This window comes from Rathayibacter tanaceti (genome assembly GCF_009834165.1).
Lineage (GTDB): Bacteria > Actinomycetota > Actinomycetes > Actinomycetales > Microbacteriaceae > Rathayibacter > Rathayibacter tanaceti.
In genome coordinates this window covers 2,583,234-2,604,985 of record NZ_CP047186.1, presented here as the reverse complement: position 1 = coordinate 2,604,985, position 21,752 = coordinate 2,583,234, and the positions used below count along the sequence as shown (strand labels likewise).

The following is a 21,752-nucleotide window of genomic DNA, read 5'->3' as shown; positions in this document are numbered from 1 at the left end:
CCGGGAGCGCCCGTCGCCGGCACAGCGCCGTCCGCGGACCGCCAGGATCCTTTCGGGTCGCGCCACCCGTCTGTATAGGATTGCGCGATGCCCGGATGATCCCGGGTCCACATCTCCGCACCACTGACGCCTCGACACCGGGAGACGGATGCGCCGCACGCGCCCTTCGACACAGCGAACCATGCACGAGACCGTGCGCGCGCCGCGCCCGTTCGTGCGGCACGGGCGCCAGAAGCGGCACACGCTGGCCCGGACGCTGGTGAAGGCGGCCGCGGCCGTCGGCGGAGTCGGCGTCGTCGCCTCCGTATCGGTCGTCGCGATCGCCGCGACGCTGCTCGTGCAGTCCGCCCAGCCGTCGGTCGACCTGCATCCGGTCGCGGCGGGCTCGGGCGTCTCGGCCGGCGGTGCCCCCCAGATCGGGGCGCTCGAGGGCGGCTTCAACGTCCTCGTCGTCGGGAGCGACTCCCGCAAGGGACAGGGAGACGCGTACGGCGACCCCGACGCGGAGACCAGCGTCCTCAACGACGTCAACATGCTCCTGCACGTCTCTGCCGACCACAGCAACGCGACCATGGTCAGCTTCCCGCGAGACATGTACGTCGACATCCCGACCTGCGTGAACGCGGCGACGGGCGAGACCATCCCGGCCCGGTCCGACACCAAGATCAACGAGGCCATGGGCAAGGACGTCAGCCTCGGCTGCGTCGCTGGTGTGGTCGAGGACCTCCTCGGGATCAGGGTCGACTACGGCGCGGTCGTGCAGTTCAACGGCGTCATCGAGATGTCGAACGCAATCGGCGGAGTCGACGTCTGCGTCGCGACTCCGATCGACGACCCGTGGACGAACACCCATCTCGAGCCGGGCGTCCACTCGCTCGAGGGGATGGCGGCGCTGCAATTCCTCCGCAGCCGCCACGGCATCGGCGACGGCAGCGACCTCACCCGCATCAGCAATCAGCAGGTCTTCCTCTCGGCCCTCGTCCGCCAGGTGAAGAGCGCCGAGACGCTGCTCAACCCCGTCGCGCTCTACGGTCTCGCGAAGGCTGCGCTGGGCAACATGACGCTCTCGACCGAGCTCAACAACGTCAACACGATGGTGCAGATGGGCCTCGCCCTCCAGGACGTCGATCTCGCGAACGTGGTGTTCGCGCAGTATCCGACCGGCGCCACCCCGAGTGGAGTCGAGCCGAACCGCGCCGCGGGCGACGTGCTCGCGACGGCGCTGCAGACCGATCAGCCGATCGCCCTGACCGGAGGCACTGGCGCGGGAGCCACCGTCGAGGGCCAGGAGGCGGCGCCAGCCGCTCCTGCTGCGCCGGCCGGGCCTGCGACCGCCGACCCACTCGCGACGGCGGAGGCGACACCGGGCACGCCCGCGACGACTCCTGCGGGCGAATCCAAGGTTGCGCTGCCAGAATCGGTCACCGGCCAGAGCGCCGACCAGCAGACCTGCTCGGTCGGATTCTTCGGCTGAGCCGAGGGCGGGCGGTACAGCTGGTGCTCTCCCCCTCGTGCGCTGACTCCGGAGCGACACGCGCTCCGAAGCCGAGAGAGAGTACGACCCGATGAGCGATCGCGCGTCCACGAGGACCACCGCTGCCCGGCACGGCCGGCTGCGACGCCAGAGCGGAGTGCGCTTCGTCGCCCGGATCGTCGCGGCCTGCGTGGGCGTCGGGGTCCTCAGCACCGTCTGCATCATCGCCATCGCGGTCTCGATGATCGCGGGCAGCGCGCGCGCCTCCGTCGATCTCGGCATCGACACCGGTGACACCGCGCCCGAGATCGGCGCGATCGAGGGGGGCGTGAACATCCTGCTCGCGGGCAGCGACAGCGCCGACGGATCGGCCGCGGGTGCGTACGGAGACCGCTCCGAGAACCTCAACGACGTCACGATGCTGATGCACATCTCGGCCGATCACTCGACCGTCGAGGTGGTCAGCTTCCCGCGCGACCTCTACGTGCCGATCCCGTCGTGCACCGATCCGGCCACCGGAGCCGTCTCGCCGGCGGTGGACTCGGCCAAGATCAACACCTCGCTCGAGGCCGGCGGGCTGGCCTGCACGGTGCAGACGGTCGAGCAGCTCACCGGACTCGACATCCCCTATGCCGCTCTGATCCAGTTCGAGGGGGTCATCGAGATGTCGAACGCGGTCGGCGGAGTCGACGTCTGCGTCGCCTCGCCGATCGAGGACGAGTACACCGGCCTCAACCTCGACGCCGGCACTCACACTCTCGTCGGAGCCGAGGCGCTGGCGTTCCTGCGCACGCGGCACGGCGTCGGCGACGGCAGCGACCTGACCCGCATCTCGAGCCAGCAGGTCTACCTCTCGTCACTCGTGCGGAAGGTGAAGAGCGCCTCCACTCTCTCGAACCCCGTGAACCTCTACGGACTCGCCAGGGCGGCCGTCTCGAACATGCAGCTCTCGACCTCGCTCGAGAACGTCAACACGCTCGTCTCGATCGGACTCGCGGTGAAGGACGTCGACCTCGCGAACGTGGTCTTCGTGCAGTACCCGACCGTCATCGACGGTAACGGCGTCTACCCGAGTGCGGAGGCGGCGGCCTCGCTGAACGCCGCGCTCCTGGCCGACCAGCCGATCGCGCTGAGCGGGACCACAGGCGGGGGCTCGCAGGCGCCGGGGTCGACCCCCGCGCCGACGGATCCGGCGCCCACCGCGGCACCCGCGACCACCGATCCCGCCACCCCCGCCAGTCCCGACGGCCCGGTGACGCTCCCGAGCGACGTCTCCGGTCAGACGGCGCAGCAGGAGACCTGCAGCGTCGGCCGCTCGCTCTCGGACCAGTAGCGGGCGGCGCGACGACTGCCACCCCCGGCAGTGGCGCCGTGCGCGCGTGTCGCAGCCGCCTCCTGCGTGCGGTTATGATGGTCGTCGTGCGTCCGCCCGCGGGCGCTCAGGAGTCGTCGCATAGTCCGGTCGAGTGCACCACCCTGCTAAGGTGGAGAACCCTTTATTGGGTTCCGTGGGTTCAAATCCCACCGACTCCGCCAGTTTTCCCCTGGTCAGAACCCGTTTTACAAGGTTCCATCGACCTTCCTCCCTCCTGCGAATCGTGTTTCGACGCGTTCTCAGGTGACCCTTCTATGGGTTCCAGTCAACTCAGGCGCACGCCGCCTGGCCGAGAGAACTAGCTCCGGTCGTTCGCGTACTCGACCGCCGCGCGCTGGGCGGCGGCGGACTGTTGGCGGTAGAGCGTCGCTGTACTCCAACCAACGAGCCGCGCCGCATCCTCCGCGGTTCGGCTGCGGGCGTGCGCGTCGGCGGCGTTCTCCTCCGACCCTGCCCCGTTTGGAACCGCAGCCACGGAACCTGGCCCGTTGTCGGTGGCACCTGGCAAGGTGTCGGAACTGGCGTAGCGGGAGGATCTGTGATGAAGAGGAATTGGCCGCGCGACAGGTACAGCGGCGTTGGCGGTGGGCTGAGCACCGTAGAGGGTAGAGGCCTCTACCCGTTCGATGGCGGAGGAGCCGACCACTTCAACGGAGGTGGGCTGGATCGGTTCAACGGCGGCGGGCTGGATCGGTTCAACGGAGGTGGACTTGACCCGTTCAACAAGGGAGGCCTGGACAGCTCACCTGGCGGAGGTCTCTACACCGGCCGCTGCGACGAGCCATACATGTCGTGTATGCCTCCGATCGACGTCTTCGTGAAGGAGTTGCGCGCACGGGGTTACACCGCAGAAGCCGACGAGATCACAAAGGAGCACGGCCTGGACTAAGGGACCTGCGAACGGGTGCTCGCGTGGCACAGCGGGAGCGAGGTGGGTGACCCCGACGATGCGGCGCTTCGCACTCGCCCTATCGTTGTGGCATGACAGGTGCGGAACCGAAGGCGGCCGGAGCGGCGCCGAACGCCGCGATGAACGCGTCGACGTTAATTGCCCCCGCCCTTCCACTAGACCCGGCGTGCCGACAGACCGGTGCGACCGCATGAGCGGGTGGGAGGACGGCGCCGTCGCGACCTTCATCGCCGCTCTCATCGCGGGCGTCGTAGGACTTGCCGCGATTGTCGTGACCGTGGTCGATGGGATCTCCACTCGGCGAGTGACCAAGAACTTCACCGCGCGCGAACAGAGCTGGACGCGCTGGTCCTGGACGATCGAGAAGGCACTCAGCGACACACCCGCGGAACGGGAGATGGGGTTGGCGATGATGGACGCTCTCAGTGACATGCCGTGGTTGACGGAGGATGATGAGCGCATAGCGTTGGCCGTCGCGCAGGCGGTCATCGCTCGGAACCAACGCGAGGAACCGTGAGAACGGCAGCGACGAGGTCGCTTCCGATCGGAGGACAGATGAGCAAAGACACCGAACAGGCGCTCGAGCACGCTCGCTCGATCCAGGAGAAGATGACGAAGCGCCTGAACAGGCGCAAAACGGTCACCCGCTCGTCATCCACCGGCAGATTCGTCTCGAAATCGACTGCGGCGAGGCACCCTGCTACGTCTGTCACGGAGCGATCCGGTCAGACGAACGCGCGCAGAGCGGGCTGAGCTCGCGCAGCGCATACGACCTCGAGGGGGTCCGATCTCAGTATCAGTGAGATCGGGCCCCCTGACAGTCAGCAACACGCAAGGACGAACGAAGACGAACGATGAGCCGTCTCGTCTACTCGCGCACCTCGCAAAGCTCTCTCCAGCCCGATTCCTCCGCAGAGCTTCAGCGAGTGGATGAAGAGATGCGCATAAAGAGCGCCCTCGTTCATCCGAAAGAAGCGCGGAACGAGCTACTTCACATTGAGCGCGCTCTCGCTGAGCTTGCCCTTCATGAAGGCTTCACGCTCCGCCAGGTCGGACCGCCCTTGGGCGTCAGCCTCAGCACGCTGAGCAAGTGGAAGCTCAACAGCAAATACTTCGGTCCCGGGGGCACCGAGCCGTCTTGACGTCCAATGACGACGAACGGCCCGCCTACCTGGGGGTGGCGACTCAGTAACCGATAACGTCGCGGCTGACTGTCGCGACGACATCGGCGGGCACGTCCGCAAGGGCAATGCGATACACGGTATTCAGGCGTGGATTGAAAACGCCCAAATGCGTGACGCTCTCGAACTCCGGCTGGCCAGAGCGCAGACCCATGAGCAAGTACATGAGCACTTGGAGAGTGTGATCTTTCGTGGGGCCGCTCACCGATACCTTGAAATCCCACAGCGTGTCAGTCGTGAGGAAATCGCCATCGCCTGCCGTTACTACATCGCTGTAGCCACCAGGGAAGGTGAACCCGCCGAGAGTGACAGGCCCGTAGCTCCGAAAGAAGGCTAGGGAGCGCTCGACCATCGCCGCAATGTGGTCGGTCGTGATTCTGTCGGGTTTCGTGCGCGCGTCCGGGTTGTACATCGTCGGTCCGACTCGATAGCCCACGTCGTAACCCGCGAGCTTGCAGGCTGACAAGATCGCGTAGCTATCAACCTTGCCCGCGACGAGACTTGCGACCTCTGCCTCAGCGGTCGCAAGTTCAGCACGCCCGATGGATGCCGCGCCCCTGATCGATATGGCAAACGCCTCCTGGGGATCAGCGCCAGTCGCAAGACGCGTGAGGTAGTCCACGGCCATGCCCACCAGCGAAGCGTGAATATTCTCCACCTTGTGATCGAGAGGCGACGGCCTGCCGTCATCCAGCTGGATCATCGCCATCGACTTCGGATTGATGTACCCGCCGCGAGGCTGAGTTACGTCCTTGATGCGTCGCACGACTGTCGTCACGGCGGTTTTCCTCTCGTCTCCGCCAAGCCTATCGTCCGTCTCCGACATCATCGACACGACCGCCATCGGCACGGAAAGTTCCCATCCATGAACAAGAAGGACCCCGCTTCGCGGGGTCCGAGGGCTGGGGGGGGCGTCGCGGCGTGCGGCTACGCCGGTCCACGCCGCCCGCCCCCAGCCCTCGCCGGAATCCGACCCTCTCATGTCGGCAATCTCGAACTACTCGCGTCCATATCGCAGCTGCCGCAGGCGTAAACGCCTTTGCCCTCGAATTCGAACACGCCGAATAGCCCCACCGTCACCAGTGAGGCTGGCCTGAGCAGTTGCCGTTACGGCGCGCGGGCGTGCTGTCGAGATTCCCAAGCCTCCCGAGCACGACGCGCCCTCAGATCAGCGGCATAACTTGCCCACCAGACCTCATCGTGTCCGATCCCGCCGCTGTCATCCTGCGTCGAATTCGCAGCTGCCCACACCATCCGCTCCTCCCGTATCCTCTTGCGGGTCAGGTGAGCGAATGACCGACCCGGACGCTGTTTCGTTGGGCGGCTCATCGTCACGGTATGCCCGCCATACCCCAGCGAACGATGAGCACGCTTCGAGCAATCCGTTGCACCCGATGGCGGGCAGTCCTTGCACCGGACCTGGAACCGTGCAGCTTGCCGTAGCCGACCCACGAACTCGAATCGTTCCAATGACGGGTCGCTGTCGGCGGTATCCTGACCCGGAACGATGTCCTTCAAGCTGTAGTTCAGGGCTTTCGAGACGTATCCGATTACGCGCGCCGCAGCCGTGGACATGTCCGGCGAAATGTCTTCCTCCCGAGAGCGTCGAGGCTGAATCTCGCGATCCCGTACGTCCTTTTGCTCCCACGAGGCCACTTCACCCGTCACTGGATGCGCAGCCGTAGCAGCGCGAGCAGCTGCCCCCGTCGCCGCAGCCGACACCGGCACGTGATCCGGCACCCGCACTACCGCGTGCAGATGCAGCGCTATCCGCGCTTGAACTTCTCGCACCACGAAATACTCCATCGACGGAGCGCGCCGCCGCATCGCATCCCACAGCCTCGACACCACGCCGTGCCACGCCACTTGACTGCCATAGTCGTATCCGTCCAGATCGACCGGGAGGCCGCGTAAATCGACGTCGGTGGGTGCGTGTCTGGTGCCACATGCACATCGTCGCCGTGCTTTCTCTCACGGCTTCGGGACTCGGTGAACGGCGCCGAAACTTGGGGCGCTGAGCGTGATGAAGTAGTAGCGGAAGCCCTTCACGGGCTGGCCGTCAGCGTCGTACATGCCCGAGCGCGCGAGCCGCTGCCGATCGCCGCGATACTGTGCCGCGCACGACGGGCACGCTGCCGAACGCCGCGACTGACAGCGAACGAACACGCCAGGCCGAGCCTCATAGGGGCGAGCACAATTCGAACGCCGCATCGCTTCTGCGAAGGCATCCGCAAGTCCCGAATCCGACATCCCAGTCGGTCGAACCAGGGGAGTCGCACCGCCGAACACGTCGAGAACTGGCGTGCATCCGGTGCGCGAAGGCGCACGACTACGCGGCCAGTGCGACTCCAAAGGCCCGGCGGTGTCATAGCGTCGTAGCAACGGAGGGGGTTGCTGGTGGTGCGTCGGCAGTTGTCGTTTGAGGATCGGGCTCAGATCGCGGTCGGGATCAAGCAGGGGCTGAGCGATCGGGAGATCGCCGAGTTGATCGACCGCGACCGGACGGTCGTGTGGCGTGAGCGGAGCCGGAACTCGCTCAAGACCCGCGGGTATCAGCCCGTCTCGGCGCAGACGAAGGCTCGCAAGCGGCGAGCCCGTCCGCAGGAGCGACTGATCGATGCCGATTCTGTGCTGTCGGCGCGGGTTCGAGCGGATCTGAAGCGTTCGCGGACGCCGCGGCAGATCGCGGGCCGGTTGCGCCTGGAGGCGGCGGACGCGAGCGTTGACACGATGACGCATTCACCCGACGCCGCAGGCCGCACCGTGTCCCACGAGGCGATCTACCGATGGATCTACGCCCACCCCAAGGGCGAACTCGCCCGCGAAGGCATCCTGTTGCGCTCGAAACAGACGACCCGCAAGCGACGCCGGCCGCTCGGGGAACGCACCGGCGGACGCATTGTGGGCATGGTTTCCATCGATGACCGGCCCGAGGAGGCGTCGGACCGGCGTGTTCCCGGCGCGTGGGAGGGAGATCTGATCATCGGAGCGCACGGCAAGACCGCGGCGATCACCCTGGTGGAGCGGCACTCGCGCTTCGCGATCATCCTGGGACTACCCGACGGAAAAGACTCCGACGGCGTCGCCGACGCTCTCATCGACCGGGTCGACGATCTGCCCGCGCATCTGCGCGGCTCCCTCACATGGGACCAGGGCACCGAGATGGCCCGGCACGCGCAGCTCACCCTCGCCACCGAGCTGCCCGTCTACTTCGCGCACCCGCGGTCCCCGTGGGAGCGGCCCTCGAACGAGAACACCAATGGTCTGATCCGCGAATACCTCCCCAAGGGCATCGAGATCACCAACCACCAGCCCTACCTCAACGCGATCGCCGACGAACTCAACGACCGACCCAGGCAGACCCTCGGCTTCCGAACCCCCCGCGAAGTCTTCGAGCGGCTACTCCTCGACGAAGCCGTTGCTTAGACGACTTGACATCGCCCCCTGCTAAGGTGGAGAACCCTTTATTGGGTTCCGTGGGTTCAAATCCCACCGACTCCGCACCCGCTGATACCCCGGTCACCCGGAGGAATCTGGTCGTCCCGTGGAGTCTGGTCGTCCCGTGGTGTAGAGGCTTCTGCTTTCCGACCGGCGACGGCCCACTCATGTCGAGACGGCTGATGCGACGTGTGCGCCGGCAGGCCGCGACGACGCGCGCGGACCGGCCGACCGGTGCGGGACTTCGTCCGTTCCACCGGACGGGCTACCCTGATCGGATGTCCAGCCCGATCCTCGACGCCCTGTCCGCCCCTCCCGCGCGGAGAGACGTCGCCTCGATCCGCGGCGCACTCGCCGAGATCGCGATCGGCGATTCCGTCCGCGTCCTCGTCCGTTCCCCGCGCTACGGCCTCTACGGCATCGAGGGAGTGGTCCGCCAGGCGGTCGGCGGGGAGCTCGTCGTCGCAGACGTGTTCCTCGGCACGGGCAGCGAGATCCAGAGCATCGCACTCGCTCCGGAGGCGGAGGAGGTGGGCGGATCGCGCTCCGTGGAGGGACTGCAGCACGGAGACCCGGTTCGGGCCGCGTTCTCGACTCCGACTCTCGGATCGTTCACGATCACGGGGCCGCTGACGGCCGGCGGGCGGGATGCCTTCCTCCTCGTGGGCAGCTGGATCGTCTCCGACGCCTCGGAGCCCGGCCGTCACGTCGATCGCGTCGAGCGTCTCGCCGAATTCTCGATCCACGAGAAGCACGTCCCCGGCCACCGCTCCGCCGTCGAGGAGTAGCGGCTCAGCTCTGGCAGTGCGGGCACCAGTAGGTGACCCGGAGCTGCAGCTCGTCGTCGCCGAGTTCGCCGCGCTCGATCGGGGTGCCGCACCGGCGGCAGGGGCGGCGGTCGCGGCCGTAGACCCACAGCTGCTGTCCCGGTCGCAGGTTGCCGGTGGTGGTGCGCTCGATGCGCTCGCGGTTGGCGGTGATCAGACGCTGGGCGAGGGCGATGGTGCGCACGAGGTCGCCGCTGTCGCCGACCGGTCGCGTGGGCAGCAGTCCGCGCAGGAAGCAGAGCTCGGCCCGGTAGACGTTGCCGAGGCCGGCCATGATCCGCTGGTCGAGCAGCGCCAGGCCGATCGGCCGCTCCGGATCCGCGGAGAGGCGACGCAGGGCCTCGTCGGCATCCCAGTCGGCGCCGAGCAGGTCGGGGCCGAGGTATCCGACCACGTCCTCCTCGGCGGAGCGCGGCACGATCTCGAGCAGGCCGAGCTCGAAGCCGACCGCCTGCCAGTCCGCGGTCTCGAGCACGATGCGCGCCTGGAACGCCGGCCTGTGCCACGTCGGGCGCCGCCCGTCGCCGCGCGCGTAGAGGTGCCAACTGCCCTCCATCTTGAGGTGGGAGTGGATCAGAGCGTCACCGACCCGCATCAGCAGATGCTTGCCGCGGGGCACGACCTCGTCGATCGTCTCGCCGGTGAGGTCGACCGTCGCGAACGTCGGCACACGCACGTCGCAGCGGGTCAGTACCTCGCCGTCGAGCGCCGCGGCGAGGTTGTGCGCGGACCGATAGACGGTGTCACCCTCGGGCACGACGACTCCTCCCTGCTCTCACGAGCGCATCCTCAGACCGCGCGGGTTGGCCACGAAGCCCGCCGCCACGAGGGCGTCGCCGAAGGGAGTGCCCAGGGCGAAGGCGCCGTCGATCTTCTCGACGGTCAGCTTCTCGACTCCTCGGGAGCGCACGAGCTGCGCGAGTGCGCCCGCGGCATCCGCGAGGACGGTCTCGTCGGCGGTGAAGGTGAGGGCGGTCTTGCCGCCGCGCTCGAGGTACACCGCGAGGGCGCCGTCGACCACGGCGACGAGCGCACCGGCCTTGCGTCCGGGCCGGTGGCCCTCGACCTGGGGCCACGGGAGCGCGGCACCGAACGGGTTCGCCGGGTCGGTCGCCGCGAGGGCGAGGACCGACCGCGGCTTCTCCTGCACCTCGTCCTGCGGCGCGAACGTGCGGAGGCGGTCGACGCTGCCCGCGGTACCGAACTGGGCGGCGCTGAGCTTCTCGATGAAGTAGCCGCGACGGGCGCGCCCCTGCTGCTCGAAGCCGCTGAGCACCTTGTAGGCGAGGGCGAAACCGCCCAGGACGCCCTCGGCCTGCACCGAGCCCCGGGTGACGATGCCGTAGCGCTCGAGCAGCGTCTCGCCGAGAGCGTGACCGCGGATCGTCGGGTCCGACTCGGCGAGGGGGACGATCGACCAGCGTCCGCCCGCGGTCGGCGGACCGATCCGGGTGGCCATCGTGGTGCGCGTCATCACGCGGCCGCGGGGAGCACGGGCGCGGGCGGGCGGGCGCGGCTGACGGTGCGCGCCTCCGGTCGACCCGACGAGGGTGCGCAGCGGAGCGAGGGTGTCGTTGGTGACCAGGCCTGCCCAGACGAGTTCCCAGAGCGCCTCGACCAGACCGGAGTCGTCGGTCGATCCGACCGCGTCTGACAACTGCCGGAAGAAGTAGCCGCCGCCTGAGCCCAGCACGCCGACGATCTCCTGCTGCAGCTCGCCGAGGGGCACCACCTCGGCAGCGGGGACGGGAAGGGTCAGCCCGGCGGTGTCGGCGAGGTGCAGGCTCACCCAGCCGTCGTTGCCGGGGAGCGTCCCGGCACCGGCCCAGAGGACCTCGCCGGTCGCGGTGAGCTCGTCGAGCATCGCGGGGGAGTAGTCGCGCACCCGCGCGGGCAGGATCAGCGACTCCCAGGCCGAGGCGGGGATGGGCGTGCCGGCGAGCTGGTCGATGACCGACGCCACGCCGTCGACGCCGCGGAGGGAGCCTCCGACGTGCTGCCAGGCGGGGAGGAAGCGGCCGTAGGCTGCCCCGTCGACCGGCTCGACCTCCTTGCGGAGCGCCGCGAGGGAGCGGCTGCGCAGGCGCCGCAGCACCTCCGCATCGCACCATTCGGTTCCGGTGCCCGTAGGGCGGAACTCGCCTTCGGAGACCCGGCGTTCGCCCGACAGGCGGCGGAGGGTGTCGGTGACGACCGCGACTCCCAGGCCCAGCCGCTCGGCGACGGCCGCCGCGGTGAAGGGGCCGTGGCTGCGCGCATAGCGGGCGACGAGGTCGCCGAGCGGATCGCGCACCGGGTCGATGAACGCCACCGGCACGCCGATGGGGAGGGGCACGCCGAGCGCGTCGCGCAACCGGGAGGCGTCCTCCATGGCGGCGTAGCGCTGCTCGCCCGCAAGGCCGACCGGTAGGACGCGCTTGGCGCGGACGAGCGCTGCGACGTGTGACTCGAGCACCTCGCGTGCGACGGGTGCGGCCGTCGCGACGTCCGCGGAGGCGACGGACTCGTCGACCAGCCGCTCGCCGAGCTCATCGAGCGTGAGCGGCCCGAGGAGGCGGAGCAGGTCTGCGGCGCCCTCGAGGCCGCGCAGCCGCCGCTCCGGCTCGACCCGCTGCAGCTCACGCTCGATCTGTCCGAGCACGACCGGGTCGAGCAGCTCACGAAGCTCGGCGCGTCCCAGGAGCTCGCCCAGCAGGGTCGCATCGACCGACAGGGCCGCGGCGCGGCGCTCGGCCAGTGGGCTGTCGCCCTCGTACATGAACGCGGCGACGTAGCCGAAGAGCATCGAGCGAGCGAAGGGGCTGGCCGTGGGCGTCTCGACCTCGAGGATCCGCAGCTCGCGCCCCTCGAGGCGGGCGGCGAGCCGCAGCAGGGCGGGCAGGTCGTAGACGTCCTGGAGGCATTCGCGCACTGTCTCGAGGATGATCGGGAAGGTCGGGTAGGTGCGCGCGACGTCGAGGAGCTGGGCGGCCCGCTGGCGCTGCTGCCACAGCGGCGAGCGCTTGCCCGGGTTGTAGCGCGGTAGGAGGAGGGCCCTGGCCGCGCACTCGCGGAACCGGGCGGCGAACAGAGCGGACCCGCCCACCTCGCTGGTGACCAGCTGCTCCAGCTCGTCGCGCTCGAACAGGAAGAGCTCGGCGCCGGGCGGCTCGGACTCCGTGTCGGGGATGCGCACCACGATGCCGTCGTCGCCGGCCATCGCCGCTCCGTCGACCCCGTGACGCTCGCGGACCCGTGCGCCGACCGCGAGCGCCCACGGCGAGTGCACCTGCATGCCGTACGGCGAGTGCAGCACGAGCCGCCAGTCACCCAGCTCGTCGCGGAAGCGCTCGAGGACGAGCGTGCGGTCGTCGGGGATCTGACCGGTGGCAAGGCGCTGCTCGTCGAGGAAGGAGAGCAGGTTGTTCGTCGCGTACTCGTCGAGTCCGGCGGCGGTGCAGCGTCCGCGCGCCGTCTCGGCCGGGGCCGAGCCGACCTCGCGGGTGAACGCACCGATCGCTTCGCCGAGCTCGGCCGGACGACCCTGCGAGTCTCCCTTCCAGAACGGGAGGCGTCCGGGCTCGCCGAACGCCGGCGTCACGATCACCCGGTCGTAGGTGATCTCCTGGATCCGCCAGCTCGTGGCGCCGAGGGCGAAGACGTCTCCCACGCGTGACTCGTAGACCATCTCCTCGTCGAGCTCACCGACGCGGTTGCCGGTCGATCCCGGCTCACCGACCATGAACACGCCGAACAGGCCGCGATCGGGGATGGTACCGCCGCTGGTGACGGCGAGCCGCTGTGCTCCCGGACGCCCGGTGAGGGTGTTGGCGTCGCGGTCCCAGACCACGCGCGGCCGCAGCTCGGCGAACTGATCGGACGGGTAGCGCCCGGAGAGGAGGTCGAGCGTCGCCTCGTAGGCGGAGCGGGGGAGCGACACGAACGGGGCGCTGCGGCGGACGGTGTCGAACCATTCGTCGACGTCGAGGCTCTCGAGCGCCGTGGCGGCGACCGTCTGCTGGGCGAGGATGTCGAGCGGGTTGGCGGGCACCGACACGGCCTCGATCAGCCCCGACCGCATCCGCTCGGTGGTGACCGCCGAGTGCAGCAGGTCGGCCCGGTGCTTGGGGTAGAAGGACCCTCGGGAGACCTCGCCGACCTGGTGGCCCGCACGCCCGACGCGCTGGAGGGCGCTGGCGACGGAGGGCGGCGTCTCGACCTGCACGACCAGGTCGACCGCGCCCATGTCGATGCCCAGCTCCAGACTCGAGGTCGCCACGACGCAGCGCAGGCGCCCCGACTTGAGGTCGTCCTCGATGATCGCCCGCTGCTCCTTGCTCACCGAGCCGTGATGGGCGCGGGCGAGCAGCGGCTCGTCGTCGGGCGCGGACTGGCCGGCACCGCTGGTGCCTCCCGCGGCGCCCATCACCTCGGCGGGTGCCCGGCGGGCCGAGGCGGCGGCCTCGCCGAGCAGCGCCCCCACCGCGACGGGCTCGCCGGTCTCGCGGGTGCGCTCCGCCTCGCGGCGCTCGGCGTGGATCTCGTTGAGCCGTGCCGTCAGCCGCTCGGCCAGTCGCCGTGAGTTGGCGAAGACGATGGAGGACGTGTGCGCGAGCACGCGGTCGACGATCGACTCCTCGACGTGGGGCCAGATCGATCCGCTCTGCGGGCCGGTCGCTCCCATCGTCGAGCCCTCCTGCTGCGCCGTGGAGCCGAGCTCGGACATGTCCTCGACGGGGACGACGACGCTGAGCTCCCACTGCTTCTCGGAGGCGGGCGCGACGATCGCGACGGGCGAGCGGCCAGCGAGGAACCGGGCGATCTCCTCTCGCGGGCGGACGGTGGCCGACAGGCCGATGCGCTGCACCGGCGTCGCGAGCAGCGCATCGAGCCGTTCGAGCGAGACGGCGAGGTGTGCGCCGCGCTTGGTCGACGCGACGGCGTGCACCTCGTCGACGATGACCGTCTCGACCCCGCGGAGCGACTCCCGCGCGGACGAGGTGAGCATGAGGTAGAGCGACTCGGGGGTCGTGATCAGGATATCCGGCGGCGTCTTCTGCAGCACTCGGCGCTCGGCCGCCGGGGTGTCTCCGGAGCGGACACCGACCGTCACCGTGGCGGGTGCGGTGCCGATGCCCTCGGCACTGAGACGCAGAGCGGTCTGGGTGACGCCGACCAGCGGCGAGCGGAGGTTGCGCTCGACGTCGACTCCGAGCGCCTTGAGCGGAGAGACGTAGAGAACGCGTGTGCGGTGCTGCGGATCCTCCGGTGGCGGGCCCTGCACGAGCCTGTCGATCGCCCAGAGGAACGCGGACAGCGTCTTGCCGGAGCCGGTGGGCGCGACCACGAGGGCGTGCGCGCCGCTCGAGATGGCCGACCACGCACCCTCCTGCGCGGCCGTGGGCGCCGGGAACGCTCCCTCGAACCACGCCCGGGTGGCGGGGGAGAAGCGCTCGAGTACATCCGGCATGCGACCATTCTCCCTGCCACCTCCGACATTGCCCGGTTCGCCGGTCGAGGGCACGCCCGTGACGCCGTATCCGGTGCGGCGGGTCAGGCGAAGCCGAGCCGTACGAACGCGCCGACATCGGCCAGCTCCGCCTGGCCGACTCCGTGCGCGACCCCCTCGTAGACTCGGGCGTCCAGCGCGGTGTGCTCGGGGAACCAGGCGGCCGCATCGCGCACCAGCTCCTCCGGGATCACGGAGTCGAGAGTGCCGCGCCCCCAGAACACGGGCGGCCGGTCGCGGGCGAGGCGCTCGTCGGCGTCGTCGCCCTCGGCGAGCGGCACCACGAATCCCGAGAGCGCGACCGCGAAGACGAAGCGCCCGGGAGCGCGCCGCAACAGCTGCACGGCGAGCGCTGCTCCCTGCGAGAAGCCGAGCAGCCCGATCGGACCCGGGTGATCCAGCGCGTCGAGCCAGTCGATCACCGCGTGCACCGCCTCCTCGACCGCTGCCGGATCCGCGCGCGGCTCCTCCGGGTCGAGCGGCACCCGCAGCGGCCACCAGGCGTTCGCGCCGCCCGCCACCTGCAGCGGCGCCCGCAGCGATGCGAGCACGGGCTCCAGCGGCAGAGAGGCGCCCAGCGAGAAGAGATCGCCCTCGTGCGAGCCGTAGCCGTGCAGGAGGACGAGGAGGGGGCGGCCGACACGGTCGCGTTCGGAGGAGGACCACAGCACCGCGTTCGCGTCGATTCCCATCGCACCATCCTGCCTCCCGTGCGGACGATCCGCCGCCGCGGTCGGAAGACCAGCCGGGTCGGGTAAGAATGGCATCATGAGCGTGCGAACCCCTGACCCCAACTCCGGGTGGCTGTCCGACGACGAACTCGCCGAGATCCGCCGTCGGCTGCCGCTGCTGTACGTCGAGGCGGTGCCCGTGCGCGTGGACGGTCTCGGCCAGGTCACCGAGGTCGGGGTGCTGCTGCGGGCGACGTCGTCGGGGCAGATCACTCGGACGATCGTCTCGGGCCGGGTGATGTACGGCGAGACCCTGCGCGATGCGCTCTTCCGCCACCTCGAGAAGGACCTCGGCCCGATGGCCTTCCCGCTCCTCCCGGCGAGCCCGCTGCCGTTCCACGTCGCCGAGTACTTCCCGATGCCGGGCATGGGGCCCTTCACGGACGAGCGCCAGCACGCGGTCTCGCTCGCCTACGTCGTTCCCGTCACCGGCACCTGCGACCCCCGGCAGGACGCCCTCGAGCTCACCTGGATGACGCCCGACGAAGCGTCGTCGGACGCGGTCTCGGCCGAGATGGAGGGCGGGCGCGGCGCACTGCTCCGGGCCGCCCTCGCCTCCGTGGGCCGACTGTCCTAGCGGCGCGGAGCGTCCTTCTCGCGCGCCGCGGGATGGCGTGCCGTGGTCGACGTCCCGGGTGGCGGGACTGGCAGGAGCGTGTCGCGGTCGCCTCGACGGATCGGCCAGCACGCGAATCCGCCGTTCGGCTCGTGGCCCCTGTGTGCGCGACGTGAGGCGTCGGCGGGAGTCGACTGCAGGGCTGCGCAACGAAGGCTCAGAGCGTGAAATCGCTCATTCGCGAGGCTCTCGGCACTCCTGGCCTTCGTTGCGATGGCGCTCGCGGAACGTCCGCCCCGGACACGACGAAGGGCTGAGGGCCCGCGACGAGTGGTCGCACGGGCCGTCAGCCCTTCGTTCTGCTGTCCTGGTCCAGGACGAGCGCCTGTTCCCCGTCATCGATGGATCAGTCCCCGGACCGGCCGCTCACCATGAGGCGAACAGCTGCTCCGGGGTAGCCGGTCGCGACACGCCCTGCGCGCCGCGACCGTCCATGAGGCCGGTCGCGGCGCGCGGTCTCAACCCTGCGCGCGCCGGCCTCCGCGGCGCTGGCCGCCAGCGGCCTCGCGAGCGGGAGCTGCCGAGGACGCTCCGCCTGTAGCGGTGCTGTAGAACGAGCGCGAGCCGCCCGAGGTCGAGGGCGCGCTCGCGGAGCGGCTGCGGCCTCCGCGGGCTCCGCCGCGAGTGGGACCCTCGGCAGCGGTGCGGTCACGGCGGGGGCGGTCGGCGCCCGCGGTACCGGCCGACCGGCCTCCGCGCACAGGGGCAGTGCCCTCCGTGCGGGCGGCGCGCTTGCGCTGCGCGTTCGCTCCCTGCGAGCGGCCGCCCTGCGACTGCCCGCGGGCGGGTTCGACGAAGGCGGTGGGTGTGACGTACGGCGCGATGTCGCCCACGAGCCTCGCGACGGCGGCCGAGTCGGCCGTCACCTGCTGCGGCGCGACCTGGATCGCGGCCTTGCGCAGCAGCGTCTTCACGTCGCCGCGCTGGGTGGGCAGCACGACGGTGACGACGTCGCCCTCGCTGCCGGCGCGGGCGGTGCGGCCCGAGCGGTGCAGGTACGCCTTGTGCTCCATGGGCGGGTCGACGTGGATGACGAGCTCGACGTCGTCCACGTGCACGCCGCGGGCGGCGACGTCGGTGGCGACGAGCACCTTGACGGTGCCGGCGCCGAACGCGGCGAGGTTGCGGTCGCGGGCGACCTGCGAGAGGTTGCCGTGCAGGTCGACGGCGGGGATGCCCTGGCCGGTGAGCTGCTTCGCGAGCTTCTTCGCGTGGTGCTTGGTGCGCATGAAGAGGATGCGGCGGCCGGTGCCCGATGCGAGGGTCTTCACGAGCGCGTTCTTCGCGTCGAGGCCGTCCACCTCGAAGACGTGGTGGGTCATCAGCGCGACGGGCGAGTTCGCCTCGTCGACCGAGTGCAGCACCTCGTTCTGCAGGTACTTCTTGACGAGCTTGTCCACGCCGTTGTCGAGAGTGGCCGAGAACAGCAGGCGCTGGCCGCCGCGAGGGGTCTTGTCGAGGATGCGCGTGACGACCGGCAGGAATCCGAGGTCGGCCATGTGGTCGGCCTCGTCGAGCACGGTGATCTCGACGGCGTCGAGGTTCACGAAGCCCTGCTTCATGAGGTCCTCGAGGCGTCCCGGGCAGGCCACGACGATGTCGACGCCCTGCTTCAGTGCAGCGACCTGGCGCTGCTGCGAGACGCCTCCGAAGATCGTCGTGGTGACGATGCCGTACGCGTCGGCGAGCGGCTGCATGGCCGCCGTGATCTGCGTGGCGAGCTCTCGGGTCGGAGCGAGCACCAGACCGAGGGGGCGGCCAGGGCGGCGGCGGCCGCCGGCGAGCGATCCGCCGAGGCGGGCGATCATCGGGATGGAGAAGGCGAGGGTCTTGCCGGAGCCGGTCTTGCCGCGGCCGAGGACGTCGCGGCCGTTCAGGGTGTCGGGCAGCGTGTCGACCTGGATGGGGAAGGGCTCGGTGATGCCGCTCGCGGTGAGCGCGGCGACGAGGGGGGCCGGGACGCCGAGGGCGCCGAAGGAGGGGGTGTTCGACATGGAGTGGTGCCTTTCGGGGGCATCATGCCGATCGAGCAGTGCGGCCGGTGGCCGGGGCACGGGTGATCGGCGTTCGGGCGAAGGTGACGGTGGTCACATCCGTTCGCCGTACGATTCGGTGCGCGCGGCCTGAGGCCTCATGCACGTGCGCCAAGTGGTCGGGACGGATCCTCGACGGTCAGAGTCCTAGGGGACAAGGGGCGTTCTACGACGCGGGGGAGCGCGGTCATCGCGCTCGCACCCCTCCACCCTAGTGGGTGCCGATCCATCCGCGCATCGTCGACTGGACTCGGGAGCCGTCGACATCGCCCAGCTTGAGGCCGACGAACTCCCTCGCCCAGTCCGAGGTCTGCACCCGGAAGGGCGGATCCTGCTCACGCAGAGTCGCGAGGATCACGGCCGCGACGTCGCCCGGATCCTGCGCGTGCGTGGACGAGAACGACGAGGCGGCGCGGTCGAGGTAGGCGCCGAGGGCCGGAGCGTAGGGGCCGGCCTGGGCGAGCATCGCGCCCGCGTCGATGCCCACGTTCTCGACGAAGCTGCTCCGCACTGCCCCCGGCTCGACGAGCGAGATGTGCACACCGACCGAGGCGGCCACCGGTGCGAGTGACTCGAAGAACCCCTCGACCGCGAATTTCGCGGCGCAGTAGTCCTCGTTGAACGGCTGGCCGATGGCGCCGCCGATGCTCGAGACCGTGATGATCCGGCCGCGGGAGCAGCGGAGCATCGGCAGGGACGCGCGGGTCACCGCGACCACGCCGAAGAAGTTGACCTCCATCACGCGGCGCAGCTCCGCCGGGTCCTCGAGTTCCGCGGTGCCGAGGTGCCCGGCCCCCGCATTGTTGACGAGGGCGTCGAGACGGCCCTGCTCCTCCTCCACGGCACGGAGGCACGCGGCCACGGAGTCGGGGTCGGTCACGTCGAGCGCGCGCACCTCGAGCTCCACGCGCGCCTCGGCGGCCTCGGCACGGAGCCCGTCGGCGCGCGCGGGGTCGCGGACGGTGGCGACCACCTGCCAGCCGGCTCGCGCCGCTTCGATCGCGGTGGTGCGGCCGATCCCCGTAGAGGTTCCGGTGACGAGAAGGACGGGACGGGGCATGCGCGGTTCCTGCTTTCCGGTGCTCGGCGGCACCGCGGGCGAGGTTATCGACCTCGCCTCCGAGCGCATCCAGCCTCCCGGTCAGCCGCGGTAGCGCTCACCGACCGGGACCTCGACCGCGAGCGTGTTGCCGGCCTGAGCCAGAGGGCACGCCCAGGCGGGATCGTAGGCGCACGAGGGGTTGTAGGCGAAGTTGAAATCGAGCACGAGCGTTCCCGGAGCCGCACCGGGCCCGAGGTCGGCGCCCTTCACTGTGTCGAGGAGGTAGCGACCGCCGCCGTAGGTGCCGCCGGGGGTCCCGGCGAGCGCGTCCTTGACCGGGAGGAACAGCCCGCCGCCGTAGGAGGCGAGCCGCCAGACATCGAGGCGGCCGGCTTGCGGGACCTCGACGGTGCCGATGAGGTCGAACGGCACGGTGCCGTCGGTGCCGGTCTCCACGTCCATCCGGCGTGCCTCCTCGACCGGGGCGAGTTCGAGTTCGAACCGCCACGAGGCGTCGTACGGCGCGATCGGCAGTGAGCGGAAGCGCGCCCGATCGGCGGGCAGGAGTGGAGTGGACGGGTGCTGCGCGAAGAGCGCGTTCCGACCGCGGATCCAGGCGGCGTGCGCGGCGAGCAGATCGACGTTCGAGAGGCGTCGGACGTCGGCGTAGAGCGCGTGGACGTGGCGCCGCCAGTCGGACACCTCGACCGCCGACGTCAAGCGGCGCCGCGGGGAGACCGTGTCGTCCTCGTGATCGTCCACCGACGGCCACTGGAGATGCAGCAGTTCCGAGCGCGAGAGTTCGACCTCCTCCTCGGCTGTGCCGTCGGGGCTCATGCCGGGGCCTCTCCGCGCGGGCGCGCATCGGCGCCCACGTCGTGGCGCCACGAGGGCGCGAGGGAACGGATGCGGATGCCGCGCCACTGCCAGAACGCCCACATCGAGGGCCAGAGCGCCGCTGAGGCGAGTCCGGCCGAGAACTCGAGCCTGTCGCGGAACAGCGTGCGGCCGTCGGGCAGGGGAGCCACGGCCATCCGGTGGTCCCAGGCGGTGATCAGCCGGAGCGAGCCCGAGAGCGGACCGCCGTTGTCGCGCAGGATTCGCACGTCGGGCATCGAGGGCACGCGTCGGTACGAGAGATCGATCGCCTGCGCTCCCACCGGCACGATCCCCAGAGCGTCCATCGCCACGTCGTGGGAGCCGAGGCCCCAGGTCGGCCGGAAGCCGCCCTCGTCGAGCGACGCGGCGGTCAACAGCGGGGACATCACCTCGCGGAACACGGCCGGACTCTGCAGGGCGCGCCAGGCGGAATCGGCATCGGTGTCGAGCACGTGCTTGAGCATCACCTTCACAGCCCCATCCTCTCCCGTCGACCGCCGTGCAGGAACAGGATGCGCGCGAGCCGCTCGACGTGTATGAGCCGGTGGGCCGGCCCCGCAGCCGGTGCGGCGCCGCTGCCTCCTCGGGCTCGCTCCCGAGCGGAGTCGGATCCCGCCCGGGGCTCGCTACCGTGTGAGGGTGAACGCCTCCGCTGTGGACCAGTCGACCTACCAGATCCGCTTCGAGTGGGGAGCGAGGGCGCTGCGCGTGCTCGCCCCCGCCGACGTCACCGTCGTCGTCGACGCGCTGCCCGGTCTCCGCGAGCTCGACCTCGGTGCCGTCGAGGGGCGGGTGGTGCGCGCGGGGCTGACCGATCGCAGCGCGGTGGCCCGCTGGATCCTGGAACGCCAGCACGAGAACGGCGGACGCACGAGCGTGAACCTCGTCGCGGCCGGCGAGGCGGACAGCAGCGGCGAGACCCGGTTCGCGATGGAGGACCATCTCGCGGCCGGGGCTCTCATCGACGCCCTGATCGGCCTGGGGATCGACCACGTCTCGCCCGAGGCGGCCGTCGCCTGCGCCTCCTACGAGGGGCTGCGCCGCGCCTGCGGACACCTGCTCACCGCCTCCACCTCCGGCCGCCTCCTCACCGCCCAGGGGCGCGAGCAGGAGGTGCGGCTCGCCGCGCGCGTCGACACGCGCGACGAGGTGGAGGTGCTGCGCTGACACGTCCTCGGGCTCGCGCCGCGCGCCCCGGGCGCCCGATCCGCAGGAGCAGGTTCGCTCTGCAGGAGGGCGCGCGATCTGTCGGGGATGTTCGCCCCCGCGTCGACGTCGTGCGGCGCTGTCGGCGTCCGGGCGTCCAGGTCCTGCGCACCGCGCCCTGCAGATCGCACCGAGTCCTGAAGATCACCCCGCGCATCTCGACCGCCGCACCGGGTGCGGCGTAGCGTTCCCCGCGAGCGGCGGAACCCGTCCGCCGTCTCCCGACCGAAAGCTGGCACCGCATGAAAGCCGTCCTCAACGACGTCGTCCTCGCCGACGCTCCCGACTCTGACCTGATCTCGATCGAGGGGAACTGGTACTTCCCGCCCTCGAGCATCGTCGAGGGCGTGCTGGTCGAGAGCCCGACCCCGTACACCTGCCCGTGGAAGGGCGAGTGCCAGTACTTCTCGGTGCAGACCGCGAGCGGACTCGAGAAGGACAAGGCCTGGTCGTACCCGCACCCCTACCCGACCGCGTTCGACCGGGTCGGCAAGGACTTCTCGGGCTACGTCGCCTTCGACCGCTCGGTCAGCGTCTCGGACTGAGCTGACC

At 70.2% G+C, this 21,752-nt stretch carries 18 protein-coding genes, 1 tRNA gene and 2 pseudogenes; 11 read left to right on the top strand and 10 right to left on the bottom strand.

Annotation, left to right across the window (positions count from 1 at the left end):
• Window positions 1-181 precede the first annotated feature (181 nt).
• The 3 genes from GSU10_RS12265 (at window position 182) to GSU10_RS12255 (ending at window position 3,010) form a co-directional block, all read left to right on the top strand.
• Window positions 182-1,474 carry an LCP family protein gene (locus tag GSU10_RS12265; protein WP_068211104.1) on the top strand — a complete coding sequence of 431 codons (1,293 nt, stop codon included), beginning with the start codon at window positions 182-184 and terminating at the stop codon, window positions 1,472-1,474.
• Window positions 1,475-1,565: 91 nt separating this feature from the next.
• Window positions 1,566-2,807 (top strand): LCP family protein, encoded by a 1,242-nt coding sequence (locus tag GSU10_RS12260; protein ID WP_132505494.1) that lies wholly within the window; start codon window positions 1,566-1,568, stop codon window positions 2,805-2,807.
• A gap of 109 nt (window positions 2,808-2,916) precedes the next feature.
• Window positions 2,917-3,010 (top strand) — tRNA-Ser (locus GSU10_RS12255).
• Between the two features lie 137 nt (window positions 3,011-3,147).
• Here GSU10_RS12255 and GSU10_RS15525 read toward each other — a convergent pair.
• A pseudogene (locus GSU10_RS15525) lies at window positions 3,148-3,285 on the bottom strand (recombinase family protein); the annotation flags it as partial.
• Window positions 3,286-3,390: 105 nt separating this feature from the next.
• Here GSU10_RS15525 and GSU10_RS12250 point away from each other — a divergent pair.
• The 3 genes from GSU10_RS12250 (at window position 3,391) to GSU10_RS12240 (ending at window position 4,901) form a co-directional block, all read left to right on the top strand.
• Window positions 3,391-3,738, top strand: a complete 348-nt coding sequence (locus GSU10_RS12250; protein ID WP_082845285.1) for a hypothetical protein — start codon at window positions 3,391-3,393, stop codon at window positions 3,736-3,738.
• A 325-nt stretch (window positions 3,739-4,063) separates the two neighbouring features.
• Window positions 4,064-4,276, top strand: a complete 213-nt coding sequence (locus tag GSU10_RS12245; protein WP_199220886.1) for a hypothetical protein — start codon at window positions 4,064-4,066, stop codon at window positions 4,274-4,276.
• A gap of 337 nt (window positions 4,277-4,613) precedes the next feature.
• A complete protein-coding gene (locus tag GSU10_RS12240) occupies window positions 4,614-4,901 on the top strand; it encodes a hypothetical protein (RefSeq protein ID WP_132505488.1) in 288 nt (95 codons plus the stop codon).
• A gap of 43 nt (window positions 4,902-4,944) precedes the next feature.
• On the opposite strand, the gene GSU10_RS12235 is transcribed toward GSU10_RS12240, so the two are convergent.
• On the bottom strand, window positions 4,945-5,718 hold the full coding sequence (locus GSU10_RS12235; RefSeq protein WP_068213181.1) for a hypothetical protein: 774 nt from the start codon (window positions 5,716-5,718) through the stop codon (window positions 4,945-4,947).
• Between the two features lie 329 nt (window positions 5,719-6,047).
• Window positions 6,048-7,151, bottom strand: a pseudogene (locus GSU10_RS15755) (replication initiator).
• A 186-nt stretch (window positions 7,152-7,337) separates the two neighbouring features.
• On the opposite strand from GSU10_RS15755, the gene GSU10_RS12230 reads away from it, so the two are divergent.
• Window positions 7,338-8,366 (top strand): IS30 family transposase, encoded by a 1,029-nt coding sequence (locus GSU10_RS12230; RefSeq protein WP_159316544.1) that lies wholly within the window; start codon window positions 7,338-7,340, stop codon window positions 8,364-8,366.
• Between the two features lie 290 nt (window positions 8,367-8,656).
• A complete protein-coding gene (locus GSU10_RS12225; RefSeq protein ID WP_132504957.1) occupies window positions 8,657-9,166 on the top strand; it encodes a hypothetical protein in 510 nt (169 codons plus the stop codon).
• A gap of 4 nt (window positions 9,167-9,170) precedes the next feature.
• Here the strand turns inward: GSU10_RS12225 and GSU10_RS12220 are convergent, their stop codons facing one another.
• The 3 genes from GSU10_RS12220 to GSU10_RS12210 all read right to left on the bottom strand — a co-directional run bounded on the left by GSU10_RS12220 (window position 9,171) and on the right by GSU10_RS12210 (window position 15,385).
• On the bottom strand, window positions 9,171-9,962 hold the full coding sequence (locus tag GSU10_RS12220) for a DNA-formamidopyrimidine glycosylase family protein (RefSeq protein ID WP_068213034.1): 792 nt from the start codon (window positions 9,960-9,962) through the stop codon (window positions 9,171-9,173).
• Window positions 9,963-9,980: 18 nt separating this feature from the next.
• Entirely contained in the window at window positions 9,981-14,654 is a 4,674-nt protein-coding gene (locus GSU10_RS12215; RefSeq protein WP_132504955.1) for an ATP-dependent helicase, read from the bottom strand.
• 83 nt (window positions 14,655-14,737) lie between these two features.
• Window positions 14,738-15,385, bottom strand: coding sequence for an alpha/beta hydrolase (locus GSU10_RS12210; RefSeq protein ID WP_068213516.1), 648 nt, complete (start codon window positions 15,383-15,385; stop codon window positions 14,738-14,740).
• Window positions 15,386-15,461: 76 nt separating this feature from the next.
• Here GSU10_RS12210 and GSU10_RS12205 point away from each other — a divergent pair, with 76 nt between their 5' ends.
• A complete protein-coding gene (locus GSU10_RS12205) occupies window positions 15,462-16,001 on the top strand; it encodes an NUDIX hydrolase family protein (RefSeq protein ID WP_068213519.1) in 540 nt (179 codons plus the stop codon).
• Between the two features lie 497 nt (window positions 16,002-16,498).
• Here GSU10_RS12205 and GSU10_RS12200 read toward each other — a convergent pair whose 3' ends face one another.
• The 4 genes from GSU10_RS12200 to GSU10_RS12185 all read right to left on the bottom strand — a co-directional run bounded on the left by GSU10_RS12200 (window position 16,499) and on the right by GSU10_RS12185 (window position 20,458).
• The gene (locus GSU10_RS12200; protein ID WP_132504954.1) at window positions 16,499-18,034 is read right to left on the bottom strand and encodes a DEAD/DEAH box helicase; all 1,536 of its coding nucleotides are present in this window, start codon (window positions 18,032-18,034) and stop codon (window positions 16,499-16,501) included.
• A 250-nt stretch (window positions 18,035-18,284) separates the two neighbouring features.
• Window positions 18,285-19,133 carry an SDR family oxidoreductase gene (locus GSU10_RS12195; RefSeq protein WP_166971960.1) on the bottom strand — a complete coding sequence of 283 codons (849 nt, stop codon included), beginning with the start codon at window positions 19,131-19,133 and terminating at the stop codon, window positions 18,285-18,287.
• 81 nt (window positions 19,134-19,214) lie between these two features.
• Window positions 19,215-19,952, bottom strand: coding sequence for a DUF1684 domain-containing protein (locus tag GSU10_RS12190; protein ID WP_082845059.1), 738 nt, complete (start codon window positions 19,950-19,952; stop codon window positions 19,215-19,217).
• The gene (locus tag GSU10_RS12185; protein WP_236713571.1) at window positions 19,949-20,458 is read right to left on the bottom strand and encodes a hypothetical protein; all 510 of its coding nucleotides are present in this window, start codon (window positions 20,456-20,458) and stop codon (window positions 19,949-19,951) included. The genes GSU10_RS12190 and GSU10_RS12185 overlap by 4 nt, the downstream gene beginning before the upstream one ends.
• Before the next feature lie 175 nt (window positions 20,459-20,633).
• On the opposite strand from GSU10_RS12185, the gene GSU10_RS12180 reads away from it, so the two are divergent.
• On the top strand, window positions 20,634-21,161 hold the full coding sequence (locus GSU10_RS12180) for a 2-phosphosulfolactate phosphatase (protein ID WP_241972911.1): 528 nt from the start codon (window positions 20,634-20,636) through the stop codon (window positions 21,159-21,161).
• A gap of 281 nt (window positions 21,162-21,442) precedes the next feature.
• Window positions 21,443-21,745, top strand: a complete 303-nt coding sequence (locus tag GSU10_RS12175) for a DUF427 domain-containing protein (protein WP_068209860.1) — start codon at window positions 21,443-21,445, stop codon at window positions 21,743-21,745.
• The last annotated feature ends 7 nt before the right edge of the window (window positions 21,746-21,752 follow it).